The organism is Ktedonobacteraceae bacterium (assembly GCA_035653615.1).
Lineage (GTDB): Bacteria > Chloroflexota > Ktedonobacteria > Ktedonobacterales > Ktedonobacteraceae > DASRBN01.
The window spans coordinates 65700-78675 of sequence record DASRBN010000019.1 but is presented as its reverse complement, the minus strand read 5'-3'; the positions used below and the strand labels follow the sequence as shown (position 1 = coordinate 78675).

Below are 12976 nucleotides of genomic sequence, written 5' to 3'. Positions count from 1 at the left end.
TCAAATTCATAAAGTCTTCAGTAAATCGAGTACTTGCTCAGATTGAAGCAAAACAGTCATTGTAAGACCGGCTAAATTGGGGACAGTATCGTCATAATCTGCTTTGTTTCGCGCCGATCGTAGATCGCGCAGAAATTGCGCTATCATTTGACGATCTAAATCACTGCTTCTATTGAAGTGATTAATGACATTCTGATGTGTATTTCCCTGCAAGAGAACATTAAGAGGCAAGCCATCTTTATCACGTAAGTGGTTCCGCGCCATGCGAAAAGCAGCATAGTAAGCCCGACTAATTGCGCACCGTAATTTTGCCTCATCAAGAGAACGTTTACGTACTTTTTTGAAAGAAATGTTGTATATTCGCTCAATAACTTTGATTAATACCAAGTTGATTTGTCTTTGTGCTTTTGAGGAGGCAGTTGTCTGGCTTACAAGTTCTTGTGCTACTAACAGGTATTCTGACCAATCAAAACTCATACACACTCCAAATTAAAGCTGAAAATTTCTTTAAGTTTCGGAAGAACTGGAGTTGTAAGCCACCAATCTTTATAAAATTGTTTCAGCCTCTCGAGAGCTTCACGAGGTCGCGAATGTGTCACAATAGATATAACCAGGCTTTTACTCTCACTGTTTCCTTCCAGGTAATCATCAATGTCGGGATCAGTAATAGCTGCCAGAACAAACTGAGCATTGGGAAAGTAGGGTACAATTTGTTTATGTATATCTAACAATAATGTGCCAAGCGTGGTATATTTCTCGAGCAACCGTACAATTTCATCTCGTCCTCGCAGGTTATATCTTTGCTCTATTAGCTGCAATTGCAGAGTGAATAGAAAGAATTTTTTCGCTTTATTTTCCTGCCATGGGTATGTGCTTGTAGAAATTCGTGGCAATTCTATGCTGGAGGCTATCTCCATGCTATCCTGTACAGCTTCTTGTAGGTGTGATGAATATTTGCGCACGTTTCCTACAGAGGCTGCCAGGTCTAAAACAACTCTCGGTGTTTTATCTGTATCCCTGGGTCTATCTTCATTAAGAGAATGGGTCGATGGGCCTTGAGAAGCCGAGAGAGTTGTGTGATCTAGCATTTCTTTACCTCCTCGAACAGGTTCCTCAGTTGGTCACTAATACAGGCTTCAAAAGCGTTTTCAATATGATTATGCGCGGTAGCCAACCATTCAATGAAGCTATCAACTTTAGTATCTTCTAACTTTGTCCAGGTGTAGGTGAGATCGAGCATCATAGCAACGCTATTTGGAGACCCACTATCAATACTTGCCAATTGGATACTCAAAATATCTCTTGCCTCTTCACGTGGTAACTGAATATTTAGGGTAAATGCGGAAAGATCCTGGAGTATTTTTTGCCCTGTAAAGGGCCGAAATTCAAAATAATCTTCTAAGCGAATGCGATTGCTGGCGAATTCAATGCGGTTAATATAACGTAAGGCAATACGATGAATGGCCTTCGGCTTTGCAACTTCTTGATATGCATTAAAACTCATTTCAATTAATGAAGAGAACTCTTCCCATGAAGTATATGGCCTTAATTGGTTGATAGTTAACAGATTTTGACCTATTTGAACGAGCGATTGTTCGGTAGCGCTTTCAAAGCGCACTAAGGGAAGTAGCTGCTCGATAATCTGGGGAGTGCCCGCATTATCAACGTTGATCTGGGAGGCCTGAAGTTGTAACCGGTATTTTTTAGGGAAGTTAGCCTGTATTTTCTCATAGAAAAGATTTACCAGGCTATCAAAATCTTCGGCCACCGGAGCAAAATAAAACTCGCACAGAGCTTCAATGAGTGGAGGATTCTTATATTTTTTTCCCATTAATAATTTCCTTCTCCTCAACCTTCTAATCTGGGCTTAACAATATCATATAGTAATTAAAGTTACAAGGTTTCTCTGCCGCAAGGCCTGGACTTGTTTTAAGTTTATACTTAAGAAGACGATAAGCCAAAACCTATCTTGTCTCCCACCTGACCTTTCATTCGTACACCAAATAGAACCACCTGGCAATTTCAGAAAGCTGCCTGTACCAATATATAGCCAGCATAAGGGGCTGTGTTGAAGAGGAGGGGAAATTCTCTTCTGGCTCAATGCGATACTTTTGACAGCAATGAAACTACCCGCGCAAACCACAGATCGCAAAACATCCTGGAAAGTTTTTTTAGCATGCCTGAAGAAGAGTATCAAGACAGGACAAGAGCGCAAGAAATAGATGTAAACGAAATCAAGCCCGGCATGGAAGTGATAGATACAAAAAACTTGCTGGGCCAGAGCGACCTTACTAAACCGCGTGTGGAAAAGGTTATCCACCATAGGACAGGCCCCATTAAAAGCCTGCTCGTTCGTAAGGGGCTGATTTTCAAGAAAAAGGTCGAGTTACCGGCTGACCTTATCGAGATTGAGAAGGTTGAAGAGAAATTGGAGCAGGGGAGAGAGCCGGGGGAAGTCGTGATTGAAATGACTCCACAGGCTGAAGAGGTACTCGCGGAGCAGGGCCTGGATATTCCTGCTAATGAACCGGAGCCATCCCAACCTGCTGAAACCGGAACCGGAGCAGTGGAAGAGCCGGAAAAGATTACGGTTCGCCCGCGCTTTTTGCAGATGCTGCGCGCAATCGGCCCTGGTTTTCTGATGGGTATGTCGGGCAACGATGCTACCGCCATCACCACTTACGCCATCGATGGAGCGACAACTGGCTTTGGCCATCTCTGGCTCATGGTGCTGACCACCCCTATGTACCAGGCGGTCGAATATACCTGCGCTAAAATTGGCCGCGTGACAAAAATGGGGCTGGACGATGTCCTGCGGACGCATTATAGCCATTGGGCGGCTATCTTTGCAGCGGTTGTCCTCATTATCGCCAATGTCGCGCTGATCGCCGGAAACCTGGTGGCTATCGGCAGCGGCCTGCAACTGATTACCGGTGTCAACTGGGCCTGGTTTGTGATTCCGGTAGCCGTGATCCTGTGGTACATTACGGTCTTTAGCAATTTCAATATGATCAAGAAAATCTTTATCGTTATGAGTGCGGCCTTTATGACGTACATCATTACGGCTTTCATTTCGGGAGCCGACTGGAGAGCGGCGCTCATCAACTCGTTTGTGCCGCATTTGAGTTTTGACTTCAACGGTATCAGCGCAGCGCTGGCCCTGCTGGGCGCGACGATTTCTCCCTATAGCATGTACTGGCAGACGAGTTCAGAGGCAGAGGAGAAACGCACAGGGACGATTACACAACAATTGCGTAGCGCGACGACTGACGTTGCCAGCGGCACTATCGGCGGCAACCTGGTCTCGTATTTCGTCATTATCACCACCGCCTCAACCCTTTTCGTTCACCGCCAGTCCATTCAGACAGCGGCGGATGCAGCCAACGCCCTGGGTCCGCTGGTCGGTCCTTTCGCCAGGTATCTCTTTGCCATTGGACTAATCGGCTCTGGCCTGATCGCTATTCCGGTCATAGCTGCCAGCACCGCCGATGCCGTGGCCGATACCTTTGGCTGGCCCGCCGGACTGACCGACCAGCCCTGGCAGGCCGAAGGCTTTTACCTGGTGCTGAGTTTTTCACTGCTGGCCAGCCTGGTGCTGGCGCTGCTGCGTATCGACCCCATCAAGCTCATCTTCTACGCCAATATCCTTGTAGCCGTCCTCGCGCCAATCCTGGTCATCTACCTCATGATCATCGCCAATACGCGCAAGATTATGGGTATGCACAGGGTTGGCTGGCTCACCAACTTCTTCCTGGGTCTGACCGCGCTGGTGCTGATTGCCGGTTCTCTTCTCTTCTTCATCGCGCTGTTTAGCGGCCAGGGAGGAAGTTGATGGGTGAGACAGGTTGAGCAGGAACGTACTTTAGCTGGTATAATAAAGCCGGAGGAGCCATCTACATGCAACAATGCAATGAAAGCTCAAACGGGCAGGAATTAGACCTGCAAACCGGCCAGAAATTTGAAGTTCGCCTGCCTGAAAATCCTACCAGCGGTTTTCGTTGGAAATTGGTTTCCAGCGGTGAGCCGGCCTGCGAAGCGCTAGAAGATGTATATGAGCCGCCTGATCCTGGTATACATGGGCAGGAGGGTATGCATTACTGGCGCTTCGAGGCGGTGCAGGCTGGTTACGGGCAGATTGAACTTGCGTACCGGCGATCATGGGAACCCGCGGAAAATGCGGCGCGGCGATTTACGCTGGAGATCAGAGTTAAGGAATGAGTGGGCGCCCAGGAGTGCTTTACCCCGTAGAGGGAGACCACAAGAGCTTGCACGGGTAGGGTTTTTGAAAATGGCAGCACGCGCTTGCCTGCACCCGCTCCTACTGAACCCTACCCATGTTTTTTACTGTACGAGGTTGACTACCCAGAAGTCGCTGGCCAGATTGCTATTCGTCACGTAGTCATAAGGGAGCGTGAAGTAGCCGGCCATGCCCCAGCTTGTTCCCCAGGAATTGCGCACAATGAACCAGCTATTGGCGTCGTCATAACCAACCGCCATGACCGCGTGCCCGCCAAGTACCGTCTCATCAGGCCCAGGCATGGGCGCGTGACCGGTCTGGGCTACCGCCGGGCTTTCGAAACTCTGGTAGACGGTGAAACCAAAGACGAACGGAAGGCCCGAGGCCAGGCAGCCTTTCATCTGGTCAATATCCTGCACAACTCGCTTGTAAACAATGGCACGATGCTGGAGAGCCTGCTGGTAGCAGGTATCGGGCGGCTTCTCCTCGAATCTGGTGATATCGTAGGGCCAGCAGTCTTCGGAACAGGCCCCTAGATTTCCTACGCTTTTCATGCCATCGCGAATCTGCGCGCCGCTGTCCGAGTTGACGGTTCCTTCGATCACACGCTCATTGTAATAAATGAAGAGGCGCGATGGAACGAAAATCGGATTCTCGTTTTCTTTGATCTGGTCAAATTCGAGGGCAGCGGCGATGGCGTTGGCTGTACAACTTCCCAGCTGGCCCTGGTCATAAATCGGGGGGCAATACGGACGCAGGTCGACGCCTGGGGGAAGGGGCTGCCCCACCTCAAAAGGCGCGGCGTAGAGTAAGTCACGCCTGTCGGGTAGGTCCGGTATCCAACCGTAATGTTTAATCTGGTAAGGCATCTGCCAATCTCCTTCTACTTGAAAGAATTTTTTCTCTGTTTCTCAATCTGTGTCTAATCGCTAAGACAGTGTAACAGGTTAACCCTACAATTTTCAATATAATAAGAAGCGCTACGATACATTTTTCATTGTTATCTTTCAGGTTTTTGGACGCGCAATGATCTGTTTTTTGGTAGGTGAGTTTTGGAAGAACTAATATTGAGAAGGCAGGAGATCGCCAGGCACAACGAGAGCGCAGCCCGGGCTGCGCTCTCGTTGTGCCTGGCGATCTCCTGCCTTAGTGCGTTACCTCCTGCCCCGGCGTCCAGCGGAGGTTTGGCTTGCGGGCCGCGAGGGCCTGGTCGAGCCTGCCAACCGGGGTGGTATGGGGAGCGGTTTTAACGATTTCGGGGTTGGTGCGCGCCTCCTCCGCGATTTGGTGCATGACGCTCACGAAGTAGTCCAGCGTCTCCCGCGTCTCCGTTTCGGTTGGTTCGATCATCAGCGCCTCGTGAACGATGAGCGGGAAGTAGACGGTTGGCGCGTACATGCCAAAGTCGAGGATGCGCTTGGCAACATCGAGCGCGGTAACGCCCGATTCCTCTTTCTGCCGCCGGGCAGTGGCGACGAATTCGTGCTGGCATATCTGTGGGAAAGCAATCTCATAGTCGGCTGCCAGTTGCTGCTTCAGGTAGTTGGCATTGAGGATGGCGCTCTGCGAGACATGCAGCAATCCATCCGGGCCATAGGTGCGAATGTAGGTATACGCTCGCACCAGCACGCCGAAGTTGCCCTTGTTAGCGCGCACCTTGCCGATGGACTGCGGCCCGGCATCTTCCCAGTAGTAGCCGTTTTCGCCTTTTGCCGGCAGCGGCCCCGGCAGGAACGGTACGAGATGCTCTTTGACGCCGATGGGACCGGCTCCCGGGCCGCCGCCGCCATGCGGGGTGCTGCACGTTTTGTGCAGGTTGAAATGCACCACGTCGAAGCCCATATCGCCGGGGCGGGTAATGCCGAGCACGGCGTTGGCGTTAGCGCCGTCATAGTAGAGCTGCCCGCCTACCTCGTGTACCAGCGTCGCGATCTCGACGATCTTGCTGTCGAAGAGTCCCAATGTATTGGGGTTGGTCATCATGATGGCGGCGATATTGGCAGCATTCGCGTCCAGCAAGGCTTTCAGGTGCTCCATCTCGATGCCGCCCGTCCTGGGGTCGGTCTTGACCTCGACGGCTTTATAATCGGCAAGCGTGGCGCTGGCGGGGTTGGTGCCGTGCGCGTTATCGGGAATCAGCACCAGGTTGCGATGTCCCTGCCCGTTGCTTTCGTGAAAGGCCTTGATCAGCATCAGGCCGGTCAGCTCTCCATGCGCGCCCGCGGAGGGCTGCAAGGTGACGCGGGTCATGCCTGAAATCTCGGCAAGATATTGCTCAAGCTCGTAGACGAGCTGGATCGCGCCCTGCACGGTGCTGTCCGGCTGCAAGGGATGGATGTGGGCGAAACCGGGCAGCGCGGCCATGTCCTCGTTGATCTTGGGATTGTATTTCATAGTGCAGGAGCCGAGCGGGTAGAAGCCGGTATCGACGCCGAAGTTGCGCTGCGACAGGTGCGTGTAATGGCGCACGATCTCTATTTCGCTGACCTCCGGCAGTGGCGCAGGCTCTTCGCGGATCATGCCTGCGGGTATCATGCTCTCCAGCGATTCCGCCGGCACATCCATGGTTGTCATGGTGGCGGCCCTGCGACCAGGCGCGCCCTTCTCAAAAATCAATTTCTCGACGCTCATGCCTGCACCTCCCTTAAAACTTCTACCAATCGATCAATGTCTTCTTTCGCGCGCGTCTCCGTGACGCAGAACAGCATGTCGTTCTCCATACCGGCGTAATGCTCGCCCAGCGGATAGCCGCCGATAATGTCTGCCTGCTCTAAATGCCGCGAGAGCCGCTGTGCGGAAACGGGGGCTGTGATGACGAATTCATCGAAGAACGGACTGCTGAATTTCGCGCTGAAGCCCGGAATGGCCGCGATCTGGCGGAATGCGTAATGGGCTTTTTGCAGGCAGAGCTCGCCGAGTTCGCGGAAGCCCTGCTTGCCGAGCGCCGCCAGGTAAATCGTCGCGCCCACGGCCAGCAGCGATTGGTTGGTGCAGATATTGGAGGTGGCACGCTCGCGGCGGATGTGCTGCTCGCGGGTTTGCAGCGTCAGTACGTAGCCGGTCTGCTTCTCGCCGCCCTCTTCGACCGTCTGCCCGACGAGCCTGCCCGGCAGCAGGCGCATATATTTGCTGCGCGAGGCCATGAAGCCCAGCGCGGGACCGCCATAGCTCATGGGATTACCGAAACTCATCAGCTCGCCCACGGCAATGTCCGCTCCATACCCGGCAGGAGGGGTCAGGATGCCGAGCGAGGCCGGTTCGGTGATGGTGGCGACGAAGACGGCTTTGCCTTTGTGCGCGATTGGTTCGATTGCCTTCACGTCTTCGATGCAGCCGAAGAAGTTCGGTTGCTGAATCACGACGGCGGAGGTGGTTGGTGTTACGGCTTCGTTCAGCGCCTCGATGGAGGTGACGCCGTTCTGAGTCGGTACTTCCTTGACGCTGAAGCCGCGCGCGTGCGCGTAGGTGCGCAGGACGGTGCGATACTGTGGATCAACACCTTCTGAGATGACTACCTCGCCGCGCCCGCCGGGACCGACGGCCAGCAGCACGGCTTCAACCATAGCTGTGGCGCCATCATAAAGCGAGGCGTTCGCGATGTCCAGTCCCGTGATCTGGCAGACCATGGTTTGAAATTCGTAGATAGCCTGCAACATGCCCTGGCTGACTTCGGGCTGGTAAGGCGTGTAGGAGGTGACAAACTCCGAACGTCGCTGCAAATGAGGCACGACACTTGGGATAGCATGGTCATAGGTGCCGGCGCCTAGAAAAGATATGACGGTATCCAGATTTTTATTTTTAGCGGCCATACCGCTGATAAGACGTTTGAGATCGGGTTCAGGAAGGGCAGGCGGCAGATCGAGGGGACGCCTCAGGCGCACATTCTCGGGAACCGGTGCCAGCAGCGCTTCCCATGAAGAAAGCCCCAGCGTCTCCAGCATCGCCTGCTGGTCTTCAGGTGTATTTGGAATATAGCTCATATAAAACTCTCCCTTGAGTTTACGTGCGGGACAGTAAACGGTAGATAGACATAGGGGCGCAATGAAATGTCGATTCATCGCGTCCCTACATTTTAGCACCTCTGTGCGCGGTATTGCCAATGAGAAATAGGATGCAGGTGGCTCTTTATCTCCCCTGTAAATATGCCTTGTACTCGTCAGCGCTCATCAGGCTATCCAGCTCGGCGGGGTTGGCCATCTTGATGACGACCATCCAGCCATCGTCGTAGGGTTTGTCGTTGATCAGCTCCGGCGTGTCCTTCAGGGCTTCATTGACCTTGATGACTTCGCCGCTGATCGGTGAAATAAGTTCTGAGGTGGCCTTGACCGATTCGATGTCGCCGAACTTTCCTTCATGGAGGATGTTCTGAGATCCGTCCCAGGGTAATTCGACGTAGACGATGTCGCCCAGCTGATCCTGGGCATAGTCTGTGATGCCAATGGTGGCCTGGTCGCCTTCGACGCGCACCCATTCGTCGGTCTTGCTGTACTTGAGGTCGGAAGGGTAGTTCAGGTTTGCCATAAATACGAAAGTCCTTTCCTTGTTTGTAGAGACGTTATGAGGGGAAGGGTACATAAATGGCAGGCCGATACATCGGCGGTGGGCGTGATCAATCGGCCCCTACGGCAGAGCCGTGGCGATGGCATGCTCATACCTCATTCATGTGTTCATCCCCCCTGCTCCTTATTTTTTGCGTTTATAAAATGGCAGCGCGACGATCTGCGCCGCGGTGCGTTTTCCGCGGATGTCGATCTGGACGGGTTTGCCAATGACGGCGTCTGCCGCGTCGACGTAGCCCATGCCGATATTTTTGTTCAGGGTCGGGCTGGGCGCGCCGCTGGTCAGCGTGCCGATCTGGCGGTCATTGTCGTAAATCGCGTAGCCGCCGCGGGGGATGCCACGTTCGATCATCTCGATGCCGATGAGCTTGCGTTTGAGGCCTTCTTCTTTGACTTTCAGCAGCGCGTCGTGGCCGATGAAATCGCCCTTGTTGAGTTTGACCGTCCAGCCCAGGCCGGCCTCGAGCGGATTGGTCTGCTCGTTCAGTTCGTGGTCGTACAGGCAGTAGCCGGCTTCCAGTCGCAGCGTATCGCGCGCTCCCAGGCCGGCGGGCAGCAGGCCCTTGTCTTTGCCGGCCGCCAGCAAATCTCGCCACAATTTGACGACATCTATGGGAGCGCAGTAGAGTTCGAAGCCATCTTCGCCTGTATAGCCGGTGCGCGAGATGATGCAGTCGACGCCGTCGACGACGCCCGGCTCGAAATGGTAGTAGCGAATGCCGGCAAGGTCTACTTTGGTCAGTGGCTGCAAGATGGATTGGGCGTCGGGACCTTGCAGGGCGAGCAGGGCGGTGGTGTCCGATTGATTGATGACCTGGACATTGAAATTTTTCGTCTGCTCCTGCACCCAGGCGAAGTCTTTGTCGATGTTGCCGGCGTTGACGACCAGCATGTAGTGGTTTTCGGCAAGGTGATAAATAATCAGGTCGTCGACAGTGCCGCCATTCGGAAGACAGAGCTGCGTGTAGAGCGCCTGGTGAATGGCGAGGCGGGAAACATCGTTGGGGACGAGGTGCTGCAAGAACGCAAGCGCATCCGGGCCTTCGACTTTGAATTCGCCCATGTGACTGACATCGAAAAGGCCAGCATGCGTGCGTACCGCGCGGTGTTCTTCGATGATGCTGGTATATTGAACGGGCATCTCGAAGCCGCTGAACTCTACGATGCGCGCGCCTAGCGCGCGGTGTTCATCATAGAGCGGGGTGCGTTTCAAGGTGGTCGAGGCCGCTGCTGTGTCGTGTGCTGTCATAGTTGTTCACTCCGGTGTGATGGTAGGTAGGTAGGTACGTTTATGCCTTTTTACTATATCAGATTTTAGGGTGAACGACAATGAGAGCAAAGCCTGCTGACACGTTTTCTCCTGTTGAACGTACCATTTATTAGGTGCAGGTAAATCAGATTGAATACTACCATGAATTCTGGCAAGGACTGTGAAATACATAAAAGGAGGGAAACTGTGCCCAAAAGACATCAACAACGACCCGCTGAAGAACGCCGTGGCCGCAATAATCCAGATAAAAGCACGCCGATTACGACCGGCACCTATAAGAAACAAGAGACTTACGAAGAACAGGCGCGAGAACACAAAAACCCGGGTAAGTTGCCGCAGAAATCTAAAGTTCCGCCTGAGCGCGTGATGCACCCGGAGGCGACAACGAATAGAGAGCAATCCGAGGTCATGATGGAAAAGGGTGAGCGCCGCTCGGGAAGCGATTCGAACGCTTCCGGTGGTCGCAAGAATTCTCGCATGCATGAGAAGGCACAGCGCCAGCCAGAAGGCCATTCCACCCAGACCAATGATTTCGAAGAGGACTTGAGGCCGGACGATTTCGCGGGCGCGAACTACGGCCTGCGCTCCGAGCCGGTCGATATCGGGCTGCGCGCCAGCGATATCAAAGAACTGTACGGCAAGCTGGGCGACCTGACCGACGACGAACTGCGCAACATCGAGATCATTCCGCTGGGAGATCGCCTGGAGCAGGGCGCGAAATATATCGATCTAATGCACCTGGAGCAGGGCGAGTTCGTCGCCACGGGTGGTATGGTTGCTGACGAGGGCCATTACTACGTGCCCAAGAAGCATACCGATTACGTCCTCTGGAATCGCCTGAATCAGGTGGATAATCCGGCGCGGCTCGATGAGTCGGGAACCGGGGGCGAATAAGTTCATCATCACCTACAAATTGGCCTGAAAAGTGTCGATTTCGCCTCTAAAATACAGATCACAGATGCGATGTGCAAATCCGATCCACATGGCCTGGGTCGCCTGTTCGCTAAAGTTGTCGCTCGCTGCCGGGTTGATGACGATTGAATTGCCAGCAGGCTTGACAATTCTCCCCTCTTCGCTGTTATACTTAAGAGGAGAAGTACAATACTTCCAGTTTGTCATAGACAAGGATAGATTCACGATGGTTAGTCTCGTATTTTCCGGTTCACCTCTTCATTGTTCTCCTCCTCCCGTTGCTCTTCGCTAGGGCAGGGAGAATGATTTTATCCTCTTTCTAACACACTCTAGAATAGTTTGTGTGTTGTTTGTGTGTGTGCTTATCCTGCCCTCTTTGCATTGTTTCAACGTTTCTCTATGTGCATCTGAGGAAAGGATACGTTCATGTTCTCTCAAGATACATCTCGTCGTGACTTCTTGCTCATTGTTTGCGCCTCGATTTCCTGGGGCACGGTCGGCATTGCGAACCAGGCGCTGTATACCTCTGGTGTCACCAATGCCCTATCGTTGAGTTTTTTACGCCTGGCTATCGCAACGCCCCTGTTTTTTCTCGCGTGTTGGACGCGCCTTGGTCGCCGCCTCTTTCGCATGAAGCGCCGTGATCTGGGGGTGATGATGCTCATGGGCAGTATGATAGCATTCTCCCAGGCCTGTTATATTGCGGCTCTTGCTTCCGATGGTGTAGGTGTCTCAACACTGATTGCCATCTGTGTGGCTCCCGTGATTATCACTGTCTTCACTACCTGCATCGCACGGGAGCGCCTGACATTGATAACCCTCATTGTCCTCGTCGCCGCTCTGAGTGGAACAGTGCTCCTTGTTGGGACGCGATCTCACACGGGTGAAGGAATGGCCTCACTCGTTGGGACGGGACTCGCGTTTCTCTCAGCCTGCGGCTATGCGGGATTCATCCTATGCGGACGATTACTCACCGGTAGGTGTCATCCGTTGCAGATAAGCGCTGTCGCGTTCGGAACTGGAACGCTGGTGTTGCTTGTCTGTGCTGCATCAACCAGGTTGGTACTTGTGTATTCAGCATGGGGATGGTTGATATTGCTGTACCTGGGATGCGTTCCCACCGCTCTTGCCTATGTCCTCTTTGACACCGACTCATATGATGGGTGACACATATTGAAAGTATCCATTGCGATAAAATTGTGACTTCGGACAAATTTTCCTTGTCTGTACAACAGAAACCGTGTAATATACTCTTCAGGGGGAGTTCATCATATCTCTGCAACCTGAGAGGGATCTTCCATGCCCAGACGCCGATATGAGCGCCGCGAACCCACCCATGACTGGCAGCAGATCCAGCCACTACTCAAGGAACCTGGCAGGTGAAACAGTCCAGGTCGATATCTTTCAAGATGTGCTTACTCTTGACTACCACCAGGAGCGGCTCTCACGGTACTCTGTGGAATGGCAACCGGACGACCGCCACTTTAGCCGTGTTGGTTCCCCTCGTCTCTATGATCACCGCTATCAGTCTGTACAATTAGAGCTGTGGCAACCCGGCGAAGTCGAGTGGTTTGTGATCATTCGCGAGTCGGCCCCTGTGCACCAACGGAAACGCAGAAGTCGCATTGTGGTTGTGCAGATCCCGCTGTTTCACGACGGCATACAAGGATACCCCCCACTTTCTCCAGGTTTGACCCGGCCCAGGCAATCTTGTATACTGAATAAGAAGAACTTCCACACAAGAAAGTGAGAGAGACAGATGGCTTGGCTCCAACACCCTCATTAACTGCTTCTAAGGCTGCCAAGAATATCTCTGCTTCTCCGTCTCATCACAAGAAGTGATGAGCTATCTATTTGTACCAGTTTTGCTCCTCTCCACGCTTGCAAGAGTGCAAGTGCTCGTTTTCCTCGTGCCCCTCCATACGTTGTCATTCCCTGAAAAAAGCGTTGTTGACAAGAATCGCAAATTATCCATGATTTCTGATGCAGAATAGATTG

The 12976-nt window shown here is 52.8% G+C and carries 13 protein-coding genes; 4 read left to right on the top strand and 9 right to left on the bottom strand.

The window, feature by feature from the left end; translation table 11 throughout:
* Positions 1-6: 6 nt before the first annotated feature.
* The 3 genes from VFA09_10145 to VFA09_10135 are packed head-to-tail and all read right to left on the bottom strand — an operon-like array spanning position 7 to position 1831.
* Positions 7-477, bottom strand: a complete 471-nt coding sequence (locus tag VFA09_10145) for a hypothetical protein (protein HZU67626.1) — start codon at positions 475-477, stop codon at positions 7-9.
* Complete coding sequence (locus VFA09_10140; protein ID HZU67625.1) at positions 474-1088, bottom strand: hypothetical protein; 615 nt, start codon at positions 1086-1088, stop codon at positions 474-476. The genes VFA09_10145 and VFA09_10140 overlap by 4 nt, the downstream gene beginning before the upstream one ends.
* Positions 1082-1831, bottom strand: a complete 750-nt coding sequence (locus VFA09_10135; protein HZU67624.1) for a TIGR04255 family protein — start codon at positions 1829-1831, stop codon at positions 1082-1084. The genes VFA09_10140 and VFA09_10135 overlap by 7 nt, the downstream gene beginning before the upstream one ends.
* A 345-nt stretch (positions 1832-2176) precedes the next feature.
* On the opposite strand from VFA09_10135, the gene VFA09_10130 reads away from it, so the two are divergent.
* Positions 2177-3832, top strand: a complete 1656-nt coding sequence (locus VFA09_10130; protein ID HZU67623.1) for a divalent metal cation transporter — start codon at positions 2177-2179, stop codon at positions 3830-3832.
* A 65-nt stretch (positions 3833-3897) separates the two neighbouring features.
* On the top strand, positions 3898-4218 hold the full coding sequence (locus VFA09_10125) for a protease inhibitor I42 family protein (GenBank protein HZU67622.1): 321 nt from the start codon (positions 3898-3900) through the stop codon (positions 4216-4218).
* 123 nt (positions 4219-4341) lie between these two features.
* Here the strand turns inward: VFA09_10125 and VFA09_10120 are convergent, their stop codons facing one another.
* The 5 genes from VFA09_10120 to gcvT all read right to left on the bottom strand — a co-directional run bounded on the left by VFA09_10120 (position 4342) and on the right by gcvT (position 10045).
* Positions 4342-5106, bottom strand: a complete 765-nt coding sequence (locus VFA09_10120; GenBank protein ID HZU67621.1) for a C1 family peptidase — start codon at positions 5104-5106, stop codon at positions 4342-4344.
* A gap of 277 nt (positions 5107-5383) precedes the next feature.
* Positions 5384-6868 (bottom strand): aminomethyl-transferring glycine dehydrogenase subunit GcvPB, encoded by a 1485-nt coding sequence (gene gcvPB / locus VFA09_10115; protein ID HZU67620.1) that lies wholly within the window; start codon positions 6866-6868, stop codon positions 5384-5386.
* Positions 6865-8217, bottom strand: a complete 1353-nt coding sequence (gene gcvPA / locus VFA09_10110; GenBank protein HZU67619.1) for an aminomethyl-transferring glycine dehydrogenase subunit GcvPA — start codon at positions 8215-8217, stop codon at positions 6865-6867. Before gcvPA ends, gcvPB begins: the two co-directional genes overlap by 4 nt.
* A gap of 145 nt (positions 8218-8362) precedes the next feature.
* A complete protein-coding gene (gene gcvH / locus VFA09_10105) occupies positions 8363-8758 on the bottom strand; it encodes a glycine cleavage system protein GcvH (GenBank protein HZU67618.1) in 396 nt (131 codons plus the stop codon).
* A gap of 162 nt (positions 8759-8920) precedes the next feature.
* A complete protein-coding gene (gene gcvT, locus VFA09_10100; protein ID HZU67617.1) occupies positions 8921-10045 on the bottom strand; it encodes a glycine cleavage system aminomethyltransferase GcvT in 1125 nt (374 codons plus the stop codon).
* Between the two features lie 207 nt (positions 10046-10252).
* Here gcvT and VFA09_10095 point away from each other — a divergent pair, with 207 nt between their 5' ends.
* Positions 10253-10960, top strand: a complete 708-nt coding sequence (locus VFA09_10095) for a hypothetical protein (GenBank protein HZU67616.1) — start codon at positions 10253-10255, stop codon at positions 10958-10960.
* 12 nt (positions 10961-10972) lie between these two features.
* Here VFA09_10095 and VFA09_10090 read toward each other — a convergent pair whose 3' ends face one another.
* A complete protein-coding gene (locus VFA09_10090; protein HZU67615.1) occupies positions 10973-11185 on the bottom strand; it encodes a hypothetical protein in 213 nt (70 codons plus the stop codon).
* Positions 11186-11404: 219 nt separating this feature from the next.
* Between VFA09_10090 and VFA09_10085 the strand changes: the two genes are divergently transcribed.
* Positions 11405-12145, top strand: a complete 741-nt coding sequence (locus VFA09_10085; protein ID HZU67614.1) for an EamA family transporter — start codon at positions 11405-11407, stop codon at positions 12143-12145.
* Positions 12146-12976: the final 831 nt, after the last annotated feature.